Below are 17712 nucleotides of genomic sequence, written 5' to 3'. Positions count from 1 at the left end.
ACCCACCTCACCGGCGACGGCGGCGGCTCCGGCGGGGGCGTGGGGGTGGGTGACGGCGCCGGCGTGCCGGTCGTCGCCGTCGCCGGTGAGGTGGGTGGTGCGGACGGAACGCTGACGCCGTCGTCGCCCGCACAGCCCGCGAGCACGACCGCCGCGGCCGCGACCCCGGCCGTGAGCAGAACCCCGCGTCCGCGCATGTCCCGAGCCTACGAGCGCAGGTCAGCCGAGATCAGAGGCGAGGAGAGTTCTCCCGGCGCCGCGACTTCACTCACGCCGACCGTCTTCACTGTCGCCGGCCGTCCTCGGCGACCCCGCCCACGACTCAGAAGACGGTTCGCGCTCGTGAAGACGACTTTCGCCGGTGAAGACGACCCGCCAGCAGGCACCCGACGGTGGAGCACACGCGTGTCGCATCCGCGGTAGTGCGCATCGCGCAGTAGTGTGGCGCGCACAGGAGAGAGGAAGACCATGGACACCAGTCAGCTCCTCAAGGGTGTGCTCGACCTCGCCGTGCTCGCCGTGCTGCGCGAGGAGGACGGCTACGGCTACGACGTCGTGCGGCGGCTGCGCAACGCCGGGCTGACCGAGGTCGGCGACGCATCGGTCTACGGGACGCTGCGCCGGTTGTATCACGCCGGCGCGCTGACCACGTACGTCGTGCCGTCGGAGGAGGGCCCGCATCGCAAGTACTACAGCCTCAACGGCACCGGCCGCGACCTGCTGCGGCGGTCGGCCAAGACCTGGCGCGAGTTCGCCGGGGTGCTGACGGACCTGGTCGACACCGCCACGAAGGAGGCAGCGTGAGCACCACGCGTCGCACCGCCCACCCGGCCGTCGCGACGTACGTCGCCGCGGTCCGCGACGAGCTCGGCGACCTGCCGCCGGACGAGCTCGCCGAGATCGCCGAGGACGTCCGCGACCATCTCGAGCACGTGGCCGCCGAGTACGGCGACGACGTCACCGTCGGCGTGCTGATCGACCGGCTGGGCGCGCCGGCGGCGTACGCGGCGGAGCTGCGGGCCGCTGCCGGACTGCCCAAGCCGACGCCCGCGCCGGAGCCGGTGCGCACCGGCTTCGTGCGCCGGCTCGTGCGGTTCCTGGTCGCGGCGTTCGGCTGGGGCGCCGTCGGTCTCGGCGCGCTCGCCTTCGTCGACACGCTGTTCGGGCTGAGCGGCTCGCCGGAGGTGTTCGCGGCGCCGGCGCTGGTCGCCGCCGTCGTCGCCGTGACAGCCGCGCTGCTGCTGGTGACCGGGCGCGAGAACCCCGTCGCCGAGTTGCGGCAGATCCCGACCGCGCCGATCCTGGCCCAGGTCGAGGAGTGGGTGCGCAGCATGCCTTGGGGCCGGCCGGCCATCGAGGTGGTCACGTCGCTCCGACCGGCCTGGTGGATCGCGCGGGCGGCGGCGTTCGGGCTCGTGACGACGCTCGTGCTGGGCAGCGCGCCACTCGGGGTCGCCGTGTTCCTGGCGGCGGTGGTCGCCTCGGTCTGGCTGGGCCGGCGGACGGCGGCGGGCGAGATCCGAGGAACGCGGCTGCTCGCCGTCCAGGTCGGCAACGCCGCGCTGGCCATCGCCGGCCTGGTGGTCGCGACGACCGCGGCCGGGTTCGTGGCCGGCGACCGGGTGCAGTACGTCGACGGCGGCTACAGCTACGACGACCCGGGCCCGGGCTTCCACGACGTGAACGGCGTGCAGGTCACGAACATCTTCCCGTACGGCTCCGACGGCACGCTGCTCGAGAACGTCCGGCTCTACGACCAGAACGGCAACCCCGTCGACCTCGGCTGGACCGAGCGGTGCGCGGACGGCGCCTTCATGGGCACGTCGTTCACCGAGCCCAACCCGTGGGGCGACCACGTCTTCCCGCGGCTCACCGTCACCGCCGACGACATGACGGGATCGTGCTCCGACCCCGCCCTCGAGCCGCCGTTCGGCGACCGGCTGCCGAGAGCGGAACCGGCAGGGACGCCGCCGGCCGGCCCGCTGAAGTGACGGGTCAGATGCCGACCGGGTGCCAGACGGTCTTGGTCTCGAGGTAGGCGGCGATGCGGTCGAGGCCGGGCTCGGCGGTCCAGTCGGGCTCGGCCACGGGGGCGCGCACCACTCGCTTGAGGTTGTCGGCGGCCGCCAGTTCCAACTCGCGGGCGTGCTCGGCGTCGCCGGCCGCGCCCGCGAGGTCGATGGCGTTGACGTCCATGTGGGCGGCCAGGGTGGGTGCGGTGTCGGCGAGCCGGCCGGTGAGGATGTTCACCACGCCACCCGGCACGTCGGACGTCGCCAGCACCTCGGAGAGCGTGATGGCCGGCAGCGGCCGCTCCGCCGACGCCAGCACCACCGCGACGTTGCCGCCCACGACGACCGGCGCCAGCACCGACACCAGGCCGAGCAGCGACGACTGCTGCGGCGCCAGCACGGCGACGACTCCGGTGGGCTCGGGCACGGAGAAGTCGAAGTACGGCCCGGCGACCGGGTTGCTCGACCCGACCACCTGGGCGATCTTGTCGGCCCAGCCCGCGTACCAGACCCAGCGGTCGATCGCCTCGTCGACGATCGCCGTCGCCTTCGAACGTGACAATCCCTCGCCGGCCGCGACCTCGTCGGCGAACTGCGAGTGCCGGCCCTCCATGACCTCGGCGACGCGGTAGAGCACCTGGCCGCGGTTGTACGCCGTCGCCCCGGACCAGCCGGGCACCGCCTTGCGGGCGGCGACCACGGCGTCGCGGGCGTCCTTGCGCGAGGCCCGGGCCGCGTTGGCGAGGAACCTGCCCTTGGCGTCGGTGACCTCGTAGGACCGGCCGGACTCGGAGCGGGGGAACCTGCCGCCGACGTACAGCTTGTAGGTCTTCTTCACCGCGAGACGCTCGGCCACGTCATCCCTCCGACTTCAGGTAGGCCAGCAGACCGTGCCGGCCGCCCTCGCGGCCGTAGCCCGACTCCTTGTAGCCGCCGAACGGCGACGTCGGGTCGAACCGATTGAACGTGTTGGCCCAGACGACGCCGGCGCGCAGCTGCTGCGCCATCCACAGGATGCGCGAGCCCTTGTCGGTCCAGACGCCGGCGGACAGGCCGAACGGCGTGTTGTTGGCCTTCTCGACCGCCTCGGCGGGGGTGCGGAACGTCAGCACCGACAGCACCGGGCCGAAAATCTCCTCACGCGCGATGCGGTGCGCCTGGCTGACGCCCGTGAACACCGTCGGGGGGAACCAGAAGCCGCGCTCGGGCAGCTCGCACTCGGGCGACCAGCGCTCGGCGCCCTCGGCCTCGCCGACCTCGGACAGCTCGCGGATGCGGGTCAGCTGCTCCGCGGAGTTGATGGCGCCGATGTCGGTGTTCTTGTCGAGCGGGTCGCCGACGCGCAGCGTGCCGAGCCGCCGCTTCAGCCGGGCCAGGACGTCGTCGTACACCGACTCCTGCACCAGCAGCCGCGAGCCCGCGCAGCACACGTGCCCCTGGTTGAAGAAGATGCCGTTGACGACGCCCTCGACGGCCTGGTCGATGGGGGCGTCGTCGAACACGATGTTCGCGGCCTTGCCGCCCAGCTCGAGCGTCGCCTTCTTGGCAGTGCCGGCGACGCTGCGGGCGATCTGCTTGCCGACCTCGGTGGACCCGGTGAACGCGACCTTGTCCACACCCGGGTGCTCGACCAGCGCCCGGCCGGTGTCGCCGGCACCGGTGACGATGTTGACCACACCCGGCGGGAGGTCGGCCTGCTGGCAGATCTCGGCGAACAGCAGCGCCGTCAGCGGCGTGGTCTCGGCCGGCTTGAGAACGACGGTGTTGCCCGCGGCCAGCGCCGGGGCGATCTTCCACGACAGCATGAGCAGCGGGAAGTTCCACGGGATGACCTGCGCGGCGACCCCGTGGGGCCGCGGGTCGGGACCGGCGCCGGCCCACGCCAGCTTGTCGGCCCAGCCGGCGTAGTAGAAGAAGTGCGCCGCGACCAGCGGGATGTCGACGTCGCGCGACTCGCGGATCGGCTTGCCGTTGTCGATGGACTCGAGCACCGCGAGCTCGCGGGCGCGCTCCTGGATGATCCGGGCGATGCGGAACAGGTACTTGCCGCGGTCGCGCCCGGACAGCTTCGACCACGTGCGCTCGTAGGCGCGGCGGGCCGCCTGGACGGCCTTGTCGACGTCGTCGGCGCCGGCGGAGGAGATCTCGGCCAGCACCTCCTCGGTGGCCGGGTTGACCGACTTGAACATGGACCCGTCGACCGGGTCGACGAACTCGCCGTTCACGAACAGGCCGTAGGAGCTCTTGATGTCGACGATGGCCCGCGACTCGGGCGCGGGGGCGTACTCGAACTTCGTCATGGTGGCGCCGCCTCAGTCGAGCGTGAAGTAGTCGGGGCCCGCGTAGCGGCCGGTGGCGATCTTCTGCCGCTGCATGAGCAGGTCGTTCAGGAGGCTGGACGCGCCGAGCCGGAACCAGTCGGGGTCGAGCCAGTCGTCGCCCGCGGTCTCGTTGACCAGGACCAGGTACCTGATGGCGTCCTTGCTGGTCCGGATGCCGCCGGCGGGCTTGACGCCGACCTGGCGGCCGGTGGCCTCGCGGAAGTCGCGGACCGCCTCGAGCATGACCAGCGTGACGGGGAGCGTGGCGGCCGGCGCGACCTTGCCGGTGCTGGTCTTGATGAAGTCGCCGCCGGCCAGCATGGCCAGCCAGGACGCCCGCCGTACGTTGTCGTAGGTGGCGAGCTCGCCGGTCTCGAGGATGACCTTCAGGTGGGCGTCGCCTGCTGCGTTTTTCACGGCCACGATCTCGTCGAACACCGCGCCGTAGCGCCCGGCCAGGAATGCGCCGCGGTCGATGACCATGTCGACCTCGTCGGCGCCGGCCGCCACCGCGTCGCGGGTGTCGGCCTCTTTCACCGCCAGGCTGGTGCGGCCGGACGGGAAGCCGGTGGCGACGCTGGCGACCTTGACGCTCCGGTGCGCCCCGCCGAGCGCCTCGACCGCCGTCGCCACCAGGTCGGGATAGACGCAGACGGCCGCGACCTGCGGTACCGCGCGGTCGGAGGGATCGGGGCGCAGCGCCTTCGCGCACAGTGCCCGGACCTTGCCCGGGGTGTCCTGCCCCTCGAGCGTGGTGAGGTCGATCATCGAGATGGCGAGGTCGATGGCGTACTGCTTCGCCGTGGTCTTGATGGACCGCGTGGCGAGGCCCGCCGCCCGCGCCTCGGCGCCGGCCTGGTCGACCCCGGGCAGCCCGTGCAGGAAGCGCCGCAGCGACGCCTCGGACGAGGTGATGTCGGGGAGCGAGCTGCGCGCGTCGTCGAGCGTGGTCACACACCCGAGTCTAAGGCGCTGGTCCGGCATTCGAGACATGCGCCGGGTGCGCGGCCGAGGCCTGCACCATCGCGACGGCTCTGGACATGGAACGCTCCGCGCGGCACGGTGCATACGTATACACACGTCTCCAGCACCGGGAAGGGCTCGCGATGAGGACGCTCAAGGACCGCTCCGCCGCCGTGGACCGCACCGCCGAGGCCGCCGCCGTCACGGCCACCGTCGCGCGGATCCTGGCCGACATCGAGGCCGGCGGCGACGGCGCCGTGCGCAAGTACTCCGAGGAGCTGGACTCGTGGTCGCCGCCGTCGTTCCGGCTGAGCGACGAGGAGATCGAGCGGATCGTCGCGACGGTGCCGGCGCAAGCGATCGAGGACATCCGGTTCGCGCAGGCCCAGGTCCGCCACTTCGCCGAGAAGCAGCTCGAATCGATGCACGAGTTCGAGGTCGAGACCATGCCCGGCGTCCACCTGGGGCAGAAGCACATCCCGGTCGCGAGTGTCGGTGCGTACATCCCGGGCGGGCGCTACCCGCTGACCGCGTCGGCGCACATGACGATCGTGACGGCGAAGGTCGCCGGCGTGGCGCGGGTCGCCGCGTGCACGCCGCCGATCCGCGGCGAGATCCCGGCCGCCACCATCGCGGCCATGTCGCTGGCCGGCGCCGACGAGATCTACCTGCTCGGCGGCGTCCAGGCCGTCGGCATGCTGGCGCTGGGCACCGAGACGGTCCCGCGGGCCGACCTCGTCGCGGGCCCGGGCAACGCCTACGTCGCCGAGGCGAAGAAGCAGCTCTACGGCCGCGTCGGGCTCGACCTGTTCGCCGGCCCGACGGAGATCCTGGTGCTCGCCGACGAGACGGCCGACCCGTTCACCGTCGCCGTCGACCTGCTGTCGCAGGCCGAGCACGGGCCGGACTCGCCCGCCGTCCTCATCACCACCAGCGAGGACCTGGCCCGCGAGGCCATCGCGCACGTCGAGCAGATCCTCCCCGGCATGCCGACCAAGGACATGGCCGAGCCCGCGTGGCGCGACTACGGCGAGGTGCACGTCGTCGACACCATCGAGGACGCCTACGCGCAGACCGACGAGCGAGCGTTCGAGCACGTCGAGGTGCTGACGGCGGACCCGCGGGCCGCGCTGGACCGGCTGCGCAACTACGGCAGCCTCTTCCTCGGCGAGCGGACGACGGTGTCCTTCGGCGACAAGGTCATCGGCACCAACCACGTGCTGCCGACGCGCGGCGCGGCCCGCTACACCGGCGGACTCTGGGTCGGGAAGTACCTCAAGACCGTGACCTACCAGGAGATCACCGACGCCGCGTCCAGCGCGCTGCTCGGCGAGGTCTGCGGCCGGGCGTCGCGGGTCGAGCTGTTCGAGGGGCACGCCCGCTCCGGCGACATCCGCGCCGCCGCGCACACCGGCGTCTCCCCGGAGTGGACCGATCACGCGTTCGGCCCCGTGCGAGACTGACCGGCATGGCGAAGGCGCTCGGGCGACCGCCCACCAGCGTCGACATCGCCCGGGCGGCGGGCACGTCGCAGGCGACGGTGTCGCGGGCGCTCAACGGCGGCCGGGTCGCGGCAGCGACGCGGGAGCGGATCCTGGCCGTCAGCCGCGAGCTCGGCTACACCCCGAACGCGACGGCGCGCGCCATGGTGACCAGCCGCACCGGCCTGGTCGGCGTGGTGGTCTCGGACATCACCAACCCGTTCTACCCGGAGTTCCTGGAAGAGATCGCCGCCTGCCTGGGCGCCCGCCGGCAGCACATGCTGCTGCAGAACGCTGCCGGCGGCGACGAGGCCGACGCCGTCGACCTGCTGCTGCAACAGCGGGTCGACGGCATCGTCTTCACCGCCGCGGTCGAGGGCTCCGGCGCCGTCGCGGACCTGGTGGCGCGACGGTTCCCGGTGGTGCTGGCCAATCGGGTCACCGACACCGGCTGCGACACCGTCGAGGGCGACAACGCGGCCGGGGCCGCCGCCGTCGTCGACCATCTCGCCGGCCTCGGGCACCGTCGCATCGCGGTGCTGGCGGGAACGCCGGGCGCGAGCACGTCGGCGCAGCGGCTCGCCGGGCTCCGCCGCCGGCTTGCGGCGCTGGGGCTGCCGCCGGCGCGAGTCGTGCCGGCCGACTTCCACTACGACGACGGCGTCCGCGCGGCGACCGCGCTGCTCACCGGCCCGGAGCCGCCCACGGCGATCGTCGGGCACAACGACCTGCTGGCGTTCGCCGCCCTCAACGCGGCCGCCGCGCTGGAGGTGCCGGTCCCGGAACGGCTGTCCGTCGTCGGGTTCGACGACGTGCGGCAGGCGTCGTGGCCGATCCTGGGCCTGACGACGGTGCGCCAGCCGCTCGCGGGCATGGCGGCGCGCTCGGTCGAGCTGCTCAACGAGCGGATCGCCGACCCCGCCCTGCCTCCACGTCACGAGGTGCTGCCGGCGGCGCTGGTCGTCCGGTCGACGACGGGGCCTGCTCGGGCCTAGTCCGGGTCAATCCCCGCGGCCGATTCCTGCGTATTCCAGGCGACGCAGCTCGACCGAGGAGGTTCGACATGCATGTCCGCAGGCGTCTCATCGCACTGGCCGCCGGGCTGGCGGCCGCCGTGTCCCTGGCCCTGACGGGGCCCGCGACGGCGACGGCGGGGTCCGCGCCGCCGACCCCGTTCAACTTCTACGTCAACAACGTGACCGCCACGCAGGTCTCGATGCAGTGGTCGCCGGGCCACCTCACGGAGCCGACCCGGTGGCGGGTCTACCAGAACGACGTGCTGGTCACCACGAGTCTCGGCAGCGCCTACGTGGCCCGTCACCTGGTGCCGGGCCAGACCTACTCCTACCGGATCGTCGCGGTGGACGGGTCCGGCGACGTCGCCGCGCCGACCCGGACCATCACCGTCACCACCCGCGGCCCCGGCGTCCAGCCCGGCGCGCCGTCCGGCCTGCGCGCGACCGAGGTCGCGCCGGCGCGGGTGGCGCTGGAGTTCGACCGCCCGGGCGACGAGTTCGACGTCTGGGCGTACCAGGTGTTCGACGGGACGGCGCTCGTCGGGACGGCGGCCGCGCCGTTCGCACAGCCGACGGCGACGGTGACGATCCGGCGGCTGGCCCCGGGCAGCGCGCACACGTACACCGTCCGTGCCCTCCGGAGCAGCGGCCTGTCGGCGCCCTCGAACGCGTTGGCCGTGACGACGCCGACGACCACCGACGCGGCGCCGCCGACCGCCCCGGCCGGGCTGACCGGGCGGATCGTCCACTACACCTGCGACAACGCGGCGTTGGCCTGGACGCCGTCGACCGACGCCGTGGACGCCGCGGCGGGCCTCGACTACGAGGTGTTCGGCAACGGCCGCCTCATCAGCGCGGTGCGCGGCACCGGTTCGGCCACGGTCTGGCTGCCCGACCTCGGCGCCAACACGATCACGGTGCGGGCGGTCGACAGCTCGGGCAACGCCTCGGCCTTCAGCAACGCGATCACGCTGACGGTGGACCCGGCCTGCGAGCCCTAAGCACTCTCGACGCGGAGGCTGCCGCCGAACATCGTGCCGGTCACGGTGACCACGTGGGTCACCGTGCCCGGCACCGCGTTGCGGGAGGCGTGGTCACGGATCCGCCCGCCGGTCGCCGCGACCCCGCTCAGGTCGACCGCGACGGCCGGCGGCACGATCAGCCGCAACCGGCCGCCCGACGTCGAGATGCGCAGGATGCTCCGTCCGCCGGCCGGCAGTCGCGCCACCGTGTAGTCCAGCCGCGCCGAGCCGCCCATCATGCCGAGCTCGACGACGGGCGGCACCGCCCAGGCGCCCTCGCGGCGCAGCCGCTGGCCGGCCACCTGCCAGCGCACCACGTCGCCGGCGGCGGGCGGCCCCGCGACCGGCGCCGGGACCGGCGGAGCAGGCGCCGCGACCGGCAGGCCCTCCGTCAGCGGCTCCAGGTCGGCGAAGGTGCGGGCGGTGAGTGCCCGCTCGACGCGCTCCTCCAGCTCCTCGGTGTCGAGCCGGCCGTCCGCCGCCGCGTCGCGCAGGATCTCGACCATCCGGTCGCGGTCGGCGTGCGAGACCCGCATGAGGCTCGCGTCGCCCGGCTCCTGCGCGCTCACGACGCGGCCTGCAGACCCAGCGCGGCGGCGACGTCGGCGCGGACGGCGGCCAGCCGCTGCGTCGCGAGCACCCGGGCGGCGGCCACGTCGGCGCCGTCGACCGGGACCACGACCTCGAGGTAGCACTTGAGCTTCGGCTCGGTGCCGCTGGGCCGGACGACGACCCGGGTGGCGTCGGCGGTCAGGTAGCGCAGGCCGTCGGTGGGCGGCAGGCCGCCGTCGCCGGCCAGCAGGTCGTCGGCGACCTCGACCACGGACCCGCCCAGCGACGACGGCGGCGCCGACCGCAACCGCGCCATGGCCGTGCCGATCAGCGAGAGGTCGTCGACCCGCACCGACAGCTGGTCCGTGGCGTGCAGCCCATGTGCGACGGCGAGGTCGTCGAGCACGTCCCACAGCGTCCGCCCGGCCGCCTTCGTGAGCGCCGCCAGCTCGGCCACCAGCACGGCGGCGGAGATGCCGTCCTTGTCGCGCACCGACTCGGGGTCGACGCAGTAGCCGAGCGCCTCCTCGTAGCCGTACGCCAGGCCCGGGACGCGCGAGATCCACTTGAACCCGGTCAGCGTCTCCTCGTGCGCCAGGCCGTGCGCCGCGGCGATGCGCCCGAGCAGCCGCGACGACACGATCGAGTTGGCCAGCACGCCGCTGGCGCCGCGCTGCGCGAGGTGCGAGCCCAGCAGCGCCCCGACCTGGTCGCCGTGCAGCATCCGCCAGCCGGACCCGTCGGCGGGCCGCACCGGAAGCGCCACCGCGCACCGGTCGGCGTCGGGGTCGTTGGCGATGACGATGTCCGCGCCGACCCGCCGCGCCAGCGCCAGTGCGAGGTCGATGGCGCCGGCCTCCTCGGGGTTGGGGAAGGCGACGGTGGGGAAGTCGGGGTCGGGCTCGGCCTGCTCGGCGACGGTGTGGACGTCGAAGAACCGGGCCCGGATGAGCGCCTCGCCGACGGTGACGCCGCCGACGCCGTGCAGCGACGTGTGCACGATGCGCAGGTCGCGCGGGCCGCCCTGCGCCGCGACCGCCGCGGCCGCCGTCAGGTACGCCGTCACGACCTCCTCGTCGATCTCGGTCCAGCCGTCCTCGGCACGCGTGACCGAGGCGACGGACTCGACGGCGTCGATGCGCGCGGCGATCTCGGCGTCGGCGGGGTCGACGAGCTGCGAGCCGCCGTCGTGACCGCCGAGGTAGACCTTGTAGCCGTTGTCCTGCGGCGGGTTGTGGCTGGCCGTGACCATGACGCCGGCGTCGGCGGCCAGGTGCCGCACCGAGAACGCCAGCACGGGTGTCGGCAGCGTGCGCGGCATGACCAGCGCCTCGAAGCCGGCGGCGGTCATGACGGCGGCGGTGTCGATGGCGAAGTCGTAGGACCGGTGGCGTGCGTCGAACCCGACGACCACGCGATGGCGCGATCCGTTCGCCGGAGGACGGGTGTCTCGCAGGTACGCGGCCAGGCCGGCTGCGGCGCGGATGACCACGGCGCGGTTCATCCGGTTCGGGCCCGCGCCGATCGCGCCGCGCAGCCCGGCGGTGCCGAACTGCAGGATGCCGGCGAACCGGTCGGCGAGGTCGGCGAGCGCGGCGTCGTCACCGCCGGCGGCGTCGTCGAGCACCGCCTGGAGCTCGTCGCGCGTGGCCGGATCGGGGTCGTCGGCCAGCCAGGCGCGGGCCTGGTCGAGCACGTCGGTCATCGCGAGCCATCCCTTCTCGCGGGGCGGGCCGGGCGCCGCGTCGCGTACAGGAGATCCTAGGAGCATGCAGGTGTCCATCCTCGGACCGGTGCGCGTCGGCCCCGCCGGCGCCGTTCCGGGCGCGGGCGTGCGCGCGCTGCTCGCCCGGCTGGCGCTGGCGCCCGGGCGCGTGGTCGGGGTCGAGACCATCGTCGACGACCTGTGGGGCGACCGCCCGGCCAACGCCGCCAACGCGGTGCAGGCGGCGGCGTCGCGGCTGCGCAAGGCGCTGAACGGCCATCCCGTGGCGGTCGAGGCGCTCGCCGGCGGCTACCGGCTCGCCATCGGGCGCGACGACGTCGACGCCGCGGTGGCCGAGGCGCTGCTCGCCTCGGCGACGGCGGCGCTGCGGGCCGGCGACGTCGCGTTCGCCGCGGCCGAAGCGGGCCGGGCGCTGGAGCTGTGGCAGGGCGAGCCGCTGGCCGACGTCGGCGACGCCCCGTTCGCCGCGCCCGAGGCGGCCCGGCTCGCGACCCTGCGACTCGACCTGCGCCGCACCCGGGCCGAGGCCGACCTGCGCCGCGGCGCCCACGCCGACCTCCCCTCGGAGCTGGCCGCGCTGGCCGGCGACCACCCGCTCGACGAGGCGCTGCTGGCGCAGTTGATGCGGGCACTGGTGGCCACCGGGCGCCCGGCCGAGGCGCTGGCGGCGTACGAGGCCGGTCGCGAGCGGCTGGCCGACGCGCTCGGCGCCGACCCCGGGCCGCAGCTGCGCGCCGTCCACCTGGCGGTGCTGAACCACGACCGGCCGGCGCTGCGGCTGGGAACGACGGCGACAGCGGCGACGGCGCCGGCCGGCGGCGGCCGGGCCACGCGGCTGCGCCGCTCGCTGACGCCGCTCCTCGGCCGCGACGGCGAGCTGGCCGTCGTCGAGGCGCTGCTCCACGAGGCCCGGCTGGTCACGTTGCTCGGGCCCGGTGGCGTCGGCAAGACCCGGTTCGCCACCGAGATCGGGTTGCGCCGGCTCGACCGCACCGGCCGCCCGGTGCACCTGGTCGAGCTGGCCGGCCTGCGCGACGGCGACGACGTGCTGCCCGCGGTGCTGGCCGCGCTCGGCGTCCGCGAGCTGAGCGTCACCGACCGCGGCCCTCACCCCGTCGCCCGGGCCCCGGTCGAGCGGCTGCGCGACGCGCTCGCGGACGGCGACGCGCTGATCATCGTCGACAACTGTGAGCACCTGGTCGACGCCGTCGCCGCGGTGGTGCACGAGATGGTGACGGCGTCAGCCGCGGTCCGCGTGCTGGCGACCAGCCGCACCCCGCTCGCCGTCGACGGCGAGGTCGTGCACCCGCTGCCCGCGCTGGCCCTGCCGCCCGGCGACGGCGACGGCGGCGACGGCGACGGCGACGGCGGTGCTCTGCACTACCCGGCCGTGCGGCTGTTCCACGACCGCGCCCGGGCGGCCCGGCCGGCGGTGCGGCTCGACCCAGCGGTCGTCGCGGACATCTGCCGGCACCTCGACGGGCTGCCGCTGGCCATCGAGCTCGCGGCGGCGAAGGTCCGGTCGATGTCGGTCGAGCAGATCGCGGCCCGGCTCGACGACCGGTTCGGCCTGCTGGTCGACGGACCCCGGACCGCGCCCGAGCGGCACCGCACCCTGCTCGCCGTCGTGCGATGGAGCTGGGAGCTGCTCGGTGACACCGAGCGGGCAGTGCTGCGCCGGCTGGCCGTGCTGCCCGGCGGGGCCGACGCCGCCACCGCGGCCGGCGTGTGCGCGTTCGGGCGGGTCGACGGCGCGGGCGTCGACGCCGCGCTGGCCGGGCTGGTCGACCAGTCGCTGCTGGTGGTCGACGAGAACGGCGGCACGGTGCGGTTCCGGCTGCTCGAGACGGTCCGCGAGTTCGCCGACGCCGAGCTCGACGCCGCCCAGGAGCGCGCCGAGGCGACCGCCGGGCTGGTCGCTTGGGCCACCGCGCTCGCTCTGCGGGCCGGGCCGGAGCTGCGCGGGCAGGCGCAGGTCGCGTGGTTCGCGACGCTGGCCCGCGAGCACGACAACCTCGTCGCCGGCCTGCGCGCCGCGATCGACACCGCCGACACCCGCAGCGCGTACGCCGTTGCCGCCACCCTGTGCTGGTACTGGGCGGCCGTGGGCCTGCACTTCGAAGTCGCCGGCTGGGGCGAGCAGCTGCTCGAGATGACCGGCCCGGCCGACCCGCACTCCGAGGCCCTGCTCTGGGCCGTCGTGGTCCCGAACTCGCTGGTCAACGGGCCGCGGCGGCCGGCGGGACGGGCCATGTGGCGGCTGCGCCGGCTGATCGCCGCGGCGCCGGGGATCGACCTGTTCGGCCGGGCCATCGGTGAGCTGGTGCTCGCCGCGGTCAGCGGGCGCCCGGACCGGCTGGAGCGGGCACACGACATCGTGCAGGCATCCGGCGACCGGTGGCTGCGGGCCACCGAGACGATGTTCTCGGGCTTCCTGGCCGAGAACGACGGCGACCGCGAGCGGTCCCGCCGGCTGGCGCGCGAGGCGTACGACGAGTTCGCCACACTCGGCGACCGGTGGGGCCTCGGGATGATCTCGATGACGCTCGGTATGAACGAGGCCGCCGGGGGTGACGCCGTCGTCGCCGTCGAGCTGCTCGACGAGGCGGTGCGCAGCTTCGACGCGCTCGGCGCGGGCGACGACGGCCGGCAGGTGCAGCTGCTCCGCGCGATCATCCGGATCCGCGCCGGCCACGTCGACCAGGGTGTCGCGGAGCTGACCGAGCTGCGCGACCGGTTCCCGGCCGACCCCGAGGTGATCATGCTGGCCGAGAGCGGCCTGGGCGAGGCGGCGGCCCGGCACGGCGACGTCGCGGGCATGCTCGCGCACTATTCCACCGCCGTCGCGGCCGCCCACACCGAGCCGCCGCAGGGAACGCCGCAGCTGCGGATCATGGCGCTGACCGGCGCCGCGCTGGCCCGGCTGCGCACCGGCGACGAGGGCGTCGAGGGGCTGCTCGCCAGGGCGTACGAACTCGCCGTCGGCGACGGCGACCGCCCGGTCATCGGGGCGGTCGCCGCCGCCTTCGGCCGGCTCGCGCAGGTCCGGGGCGACGCGGCACGGGCGGCCCGGCTGATCGCGCTGGGCCGCCGGCTCGGCGCCATCGAGCTGCTCGGCGACGTCGAGCATCCGGCCTTCGCCGACCTCGCCGACCCGCCCGATGAGCTGCTCGCGCCGGAACGCGACCGTGCCGCCGACCTCGCCACTCCCGCCGTCATCGCCGAGATCTCCGCCCTGGTCCGTCCCTGACCCGCGGCCGCGGCTGCCGCCGTCGCCGTCAGGACTTGCGGCGGTAGGCGCGGACGGTGAGCGGCGCGAACACGGCGACCAGGACGGCGCAGCCGATCAGCGCCCAGCCGATGTCGCCGGCCTGCGGGCTTCCGCTCATGAGCCCGCGGACCGCCGTGACCAGGTGCGAGACCGGGTTGACGTCGACCCAGGCGCGCAGCCAGCCCGGCATCGTCGACGGGTCGACGAACACGTTGCTGGCGAACGTCAGCGGGAACATCGCCAGCATGCTGACGCCCTGGACCGCTCCGGCCGAGCGCATGGTCAGCCCGAGGAACGCGAACACCCAGCTCAGCGAGAACGCGAACACCAGCACGAGCAGGCAGGCCGCGACCACGTCGAGCACACCGCCGTCGGGCCGGAAGCCCATGGCCATGCCGACCGCGAGGCACACGACGGCCGCCACGACGTAGCGGATGCTGTCGGCCAGCAGTGCGCCGACCAGGGCCGCGGGCCGCCAGATCGGCAGCGAGCGGAACCGGTCGAAGATGCCCTTGCCGATGTCGGTGTTCAGCGAGATGCCGGTGTACAGCGACGCCATGACCACGGTCTGCACCAGGATGCCCGGCAGCACGAACTGCAGGTACTGCGTCGTGTCGCCGGAGATGGCGCCGCCGAACAGGTAGACGAACATCAGGATGAAGATCACCGGCTGGAACGTCACGTCGAACAGCTGCTCCGGGATGCGCCGGATCTTCAGCACGCTGCGCCAGCCCAACGTCAGGCTGGCCGACAGCGCGCTCGGCGGCTCGGGCCGTTCGACGCGAGTGGCGACGGTGCGGACCGGCCGTTCGAGGGTCGTGGTGCTCATGCGGCGCTCCTTTCGGTGTCGTGGGGGGTGTCATCGGCCGCGTGGCCGGTCAGGGTGAGGAAGACCTCGTCGAGGCTGGGCCGCTGGACCCCGATCTCGTCGATGCCGACGCCCTCGGCGCGCAGCCGGATCATGAGGTCGGCAACGGCGTCCGGGTCGGCGACCGGCGCGGTGATGACGGCGGCCTCCGTGGTGCGGTGCGGAGTGGTGTCCAGCATCTGTGCGACCAGCCGCTCGGCGAGGTCGCGCTGGGTGTCGTCGGCCAGCCGCAGGTGCAGGGAGTTGCGGCCCACCGACGCCTTGAGGTCGGCGCTGGTGCCCTCGGCGATGACGGTGCCGCGATCGATCACGGCGATCCGGTCGGCCAACTGGTCGGCCTCGTCGAGGTACTGGGTGGTGAGCAGGACGGTGGTGCCGCCGGCGACGAGGTCGCGGACGATGTCCCAGACCTGCCCGCGGCTGCGCGGGTCGAGGCCGGTCGTCGGCTCGTCGAGGAACAGCACGTCCGGCGTGACGACGATGCTCGCCGCCAGGTCGATGCGCCGGCGCATGCCGCCGGAGAAGTGCTTGACGGGCCGGTTCGCCGCCTCGGTGAGGTCGAAGCTCTCGAGCAGCTCGGCCGCGCGCTGCTTCGACCGAGTTCGGCTGAGGCCGACCAGCCTCGACTGCAGGACCAGGTTCTCGGTGCCGGTCAAGTCCTCGTCGACCGAGGCGTACTGCCCGGTCAGCCCGATGAACCTGCGCACCTCGTCGGCGTCGTCGACGACGTCGCGGCCGAGCACCCGGGCGCTGCCGCCGTCGGGCCGCAGCAGGGTGGTGAGCATGCGAACGGTCGTGGTCTTGCCGGCGCCGTTCGGCCCGAGGACCCCGTAGACGGTCCCGGCCCGCACGGCGAGGTCGACGCCGTCGACGGCGCGGTTCTCGCCGAACGACTTGACCAGCCCGTTCGCCTCGATGGCCAGTGTGGGCATGCGTTCCTCCTGAGGTCGATGTGCTCAGGAGTCAGCCTCCGGGGCGCGGCTGACCAGCCGCTGACAGTCCGCTGACAGCGTCGGCGCCGTTGGCGTCAGAGCGTGGCGACGACCGCCGCGAGGAGGGCGCTGATGCGCGGACCGGCAGCCTGACCTGCCTCGATGACCTCAGCGTGGCTCAGCGGGGTGGCGCTGATGCCGGCGGCGGGATTGGTGACCAGCGAGACGCCGAGCACCTCGAGGCCGGCCTCGCGCGCCGCGATCGCCTCGAGCGCCGTCGACATGCCGACGAGGTCGCCGCCGATGCGCTGCGCCATCCGGACCTCGGCCGGGGTCTCGTAGTGAGGGCCCCGGAACTGCACGTAGACGCCGTCGGGCAGGCTCGGGTCGATCTCGCGGGCGAGCGCTCGGAGCCGGGGCGAGTAGAGGTCGGTGAGATCGACGAAGTTCGCGCCCTCGATGGGCGACGTGGCCGTGAGGTTGATGTGGTCGCTGATCAGCACCGGCGTGCCGGCCGGCCACTCCTCGCGCAGGCCGCCGCAGCCGTTGGTCAGCACGAGCGTCGACGCGCCGGCCGCTGCCGCCGTCCGCACCCCGTGCACGACGGCGCGCACACCGCGGCCCTCGTAGAGATGCGTGCGGGCGCCGAGGACGAGGGCGTGCTTGCCCGTCTTCTCGACCTTGATGGAGCGGAGGGTGCCCACGTGCCCGGCGACGGCCGGCTTCGCGAACCCGGGGACGTCGCTGCTCGGCAGCTCGGCGACGGTCTCGCCGATGAGGCCGGCCGCGCCGCCCCACCCGGAGCCCAGCACGAGCGCGATGTCGTGCCGCTCCACCCCGGTGGCGGTCGCGATGTACTCGGCCGCGGCCTGGGCGGCGGCCCGCGGGTCGTCCAGCAGCTCGGTCACCGGCCGACCATATCCTTCCGCCGCCGGGCCGGTCAGCGCTGGTGGCGTGTCCCGTCGACGGTGACGCCGCGCCAGGTGAGGACGGCGATGAGCACGGCGGCGACGGTGATGGCGATGTCGGCGACGTTGCCGACGAACAGCCCGCCGTAGTCGATGAAGTCGACCACGTGGCCCTCGAGGAAGCCGGGGTCGCGGAAGAGCCGGTCGATGAGGTTGCCGAACGCGCCGCCGAGCAGCAGCCCGAACGCGACCGCCCAGCCCCGGGAGCCCAGCTTCGCCGACGCCCGGATCACCACCGCGATCACCACGATGACGATGACGGTGAGCACCCACGTCATCCCGGTCGCGATCGAGAACGCGGCGCCGGAGTTGTAGAGCAGCCGCAGCTGCAGCAGGTCGCCGACCAGCTCGATCGGCTCGCGGCCGGACAGCTCGTTCTCGGCCCACCACTTCGTCAGCTGGTCGACCGCCGTCACCAGGGCGGCGATGACGGCGAGCCGCGAGATCAGCCGCCAGTTGGTCGGCGCGGGCGGCGCGTCGGGCGCGGGGTCGTCGCCGGCCGCGGAGTCGGGAGTGGTCGGCACGGAGCAAGGGTGCCATGCCGGGTTCGCCCACCTGACCACCGGGCGTGCCACAGGCG

At 74.2% G+C, this 17712-nt stretch carries 15 protein-coding genes and 1 pseudogene; 6 read left to right on the top strand and 10 right to left on the bottom strand.

Annotation, left to right across the window (positions count from 1 at the left end; all coding sequences use genetic code 11):
- Nucleotides 1-197, bottom strand: a pseudogene (locus E1212_RS21120) (hypothetical protein); the annotation flags it as partial.
- 271 nt (nt 198-468) lie between these two features.
- Between E1212_RS21120 and E1212_RS21115 the strand changes: the two are divergent.
- Both E1212_RS21115 and E1212_RS21110 read left to right on the top strand, forming a co-directional pair.
- Nucleotides 469-804, top strand: a complete 336-nt coding sequence (locus E1212_RS21115; RefSeq protein WP_131986100.1) for a PadR family transcriptional regulator — start codon at nt 469-471, stop codon at nt 802-804.
- On the top strand, nt 801-1991 hold the full coding sequence (locus tag E1212_RS21110) for an HAAS signaling domain-containing protein (RefSeq protein ID WP_131986098.1): 1191 nt from the start codon (nt 801-803) through the stop codon (nt 1989-1991). Before E1212_RS21115 ends, E1212_RS21110 begins: the two co-directional genes overlap by 4 nt.
- A 4-nt stretch (nt 1992-1995) precedes the next feature.
- On the opposite strand, the gene E1212_RS21105 is transcribed toward E1212_RS21110, so the two are convergent.
- From E1212_RS21105 to deoC, 3 genes are read right to left on the bottom strand one after another with little or no spacing between them, the layout of a single operon-like run.
- Nucleotides 1996-2868, bottom strand: a complete 873-nt coding sequence (locus E1212_RS21105) for an aldehyde dehydrogenase family protein (RefSeq protein WP_131986096.1) — start codon at nt 2866-2868, stop codon at nt 1996-1998.
- Between the two features lies 1 nt (nt 2869).
- Entirely contained in the window at nt 2870-4312 is a 1443-nt protein-coding gene (locus E1212_RS21100; protein ID WP_131986094.1) for an aldehyde dehydrogenase family protein, read from the bottom strand.
- 12 nt (nt 4313-4324) lie between these two features.
- Entirely contained in the window at nt 4325-5317 is a 993-nt protein-coding gene (deoC, locus tag E1212_RS21095; RefSeq protein ID WP_131986092.1) for a deoxyribose-phosphate aldolase, read from the bottom strand.
- Nucleotides 5318-5439: 122 nt separating this feature from the next.
- Between deoC and hisD the strand changes: the two genes are divergently transcribed.
- The 3 genes from hisD to E1212_RS21080 all read left to right on the top strand — a co-directional run bounded on the left by hisD (nt 5440) and on the right by E1212_RS21080 (nt 8794).
- Nucleotides 5440-6759 (top strand): histidinol dehydrogenase, encoded by a 1320-nt coding sequence (gene hisD, locus E1212_RS21090; protein ID WP_131986090.1) that lies wholly within the window; start codon nt 5440-5442, stop codon nt 6757-6759.
- A gap of 5 nt (nt 6760-6764) precedes the next feature.
- The gene (locus tag E1212_RS21085) at nt 6765-7772 is read left to right on the top strand and encodes a LacI family DNA-binding transcriptional regulator (protein WP_131986088.1); all 1008 of its coding nucleotides are present in this window, start codon (nt 6765-6767) and stop codon (nt 7770-7772) included.
- Between the two features lie 68 nt (nt 7773-7840).
- Nucleotides 7841-8794 carry a fibronectin type III domain-containing protein gene (locus E1212_RS21080; protein ID WP_131986086.1) on the top strand — a complete coding sequence of 318 codons (954 nt, stop codon included), beginning with the start codon at nt 7841-7843 and terminating at the stop codon, nt 8792-8794.
- Here E1212_RS21080 and E1212_RS21075 read toward each other — a convergent pair.
- Both E1212_RS21075 and E1212_RS21070 read right to left on the bottom strand, forming a co-directional pair.
- On the bottom strand, nt 8791-9384 hold the full coding sequence (locus E1212_RS21075; RefSeq protein ID WP_131986084.1) for a DUF1707 SHOCT-like domain-containing protein: 594 nt from the start codon (nt 9382-9384) through the stop codon (nt 8791-8793). The two genes, E1212_RS21080 and E1212_RS21075, sit on opposite strands and share 4 nt — an antisense overlap.
- The gene (locus tag E1212_RS21070; protein WP_131986082.1) at nt 9381-11072 is read right to left on the bottom strand and encodes a phospho-sugar mutase; all 1692 of its coding nucleotides are present in this window, start codon (nt 11070-11072) and stop codon (nt 9381-9383) included. The genes E1212_RS21075 and E1212_RS21070 overlap by 4 nt, the downstream gene beginning before the upstream one ends.
- A 64-nt stretch (nt 11073-11136) precedes the next feature.
- Between E1212_RS21070 and E1212_RS21065 the strand changes: the two genes are divergently transcribed.
- On the top strand, nt 11137-14343 hold the full coding sequence (locus E1212_RS21065) for an AfsR/SARP family transcriptional regulator (RefSeq protein ID WP_131986080.1): 3207 nt from the start codon (nt 11137-11139) through the stop codon (nt 14341-14343).
- A 28-nt stretch (nt 14344-14371) separates the two neighbouring features.
- On the opposite strand, the gene E1212_RS21060 is transcribed toward E1212_RS21065, so the two are convergent.
- The 4 genes from E1212_RS21060 to lspA all read right to left on the bottom strand — a co-directional run bounded on the left by E1212_RS21060 (nt 14372) and on the right by lspA (nt 17656).
- Nucleotides 14372-15193 carry an ABC transporter permease gene (locus E1212_RS21060; RefSeq protein ID WP_131986078.1) on the bottom strand — a complete coding sequence of 274 codons (822 nt, stop codon included), beginning with the start codon at nt 15191-15193 and terminating at the stop codon, nt 14372-14374.
- Entirely contained in the window at nt 15190-16164 is a 975-nt protein-coding gene (locus E1212_RS21055) for an ATP-binding cassette domain-containing protein (RefSeq protein WP_131986076.1), read from the bottom strand. Before E1212_RS21055 ends, E1212_RS21060 begins: the two co-directional genes overlap by 4 nt.
- A 95-nt stretch (nt 16165-16259) precedes the next feature.
- The gene (locus tag E1212_RS21050) at nt 16260-17072 is read right to left on the bottom strand and encodes a purine-nucleoside phosphorylase (protein WP_131986074.1); all 813 of its coding nucleotides are present in this window, start codon (nt 17070-17072) and stop codon (nt 16260-16262) included.
- A 32-nt stretch (nt 17073-17104) separates the two neighbouring features.
- Complete coding sequence (gene lspA / locus E1212_RS21045; protein ID WP_131986072.1) at nt 17105-17656, bottom strand: signal peptidase II; 552 nt, start codon at nt 17654-17656, stop codon at nt 17105-17107.
- Between the last annotated feature and the right edge of the window lie 56 nt (nt 17657-17712).

The sequence above is a fragment of the Jiangella ureilytica genome, from assembly GCF_004348545.1.
GTDB classification, from domain to species: domain Bacteria; phylum Actinomycetota; class Actinomycetes; order Jiangellales; family Jiangellaceae; genus Jiangella; species Jiangella ureilytica.
This window is presented reverse-complemented; position numbering and strand designations above follow the sequence as displayed.

Excerpts from the sequence above, each read along its gene's own strand:
- E1212_RS21115 (WP_131986100.1), top strand. The coding sequence starts at position 469 with ATGGACACCAGTCAGCTCCTCAAGGGTGTGCTCGACCTCGCCGTGCTC.
- E1212_RS21100 (WP_131986094.1), bottom strand. The coding sequence starts at position 4,312 with ATGACGAAGTTCGAGTACGCCCCCGCGCCCGAGTCGCGGGCCATCGTC.
- deoC (WP_131986092.1), bottom strand. The coding sequence starts at position 5,317 with ATGCCGGACCAGCGCCTTAGACTCGGGTGTGTGACCACGCTCGACGAC.
- hisD (WP_131986090.1), top strand. The coding sequence starts at position 5,440 with ATGAGGACGCTCAAGGACCGCTCCGCCGCCGTGGACCGCACCGCCGAG.
- E1212_RS21085 (WP_131986088.1), top strand. The coding sequence starts at position 6,765 with ATGGCGAAGGCGCTCGGGCGACCGCCCACCAGCGTCGACATCGCCCGG.
- E1212_RS21080 (WP_131986086.1), top strand. The coding sequence starts at position 7,841 with ATGCATGTCCGCAGGCGTCTCATCGCACTGGCCGCCGGGCTGGCGGCC.
- E1212_RS21070 (WP_131986082.1), bottom strand. The coding sequence starts at position 11,072 with ATGACCGACGTGCTCGACCAGGCCCGCGCCTGGCTGGCCGACGACCCC.
- E1212_RS21065 (WP_131986080.1), top strand. The coding sequence starts at position 11,137 with ATGCAGGTGTCCATCCTCGGACCGGTGCGCGTCGGCCCCGCCGGCGCC.
- E1212_RS21060 (WP_131986078.1), bottom strand. The coding sequence starts at position 15,193 with ATGAGCACCACGACCCTCGAACGGCCGGTCCGCACCGTCGCCACTCGC.
- E1212_RS21055 (WP_131986076.1), bottom strand. The coding sequence starts at position 16,164 with ATGCCCACACTGGCCATCGAGGCGAACGGGCTGGTCAAGTCGTTCGGC.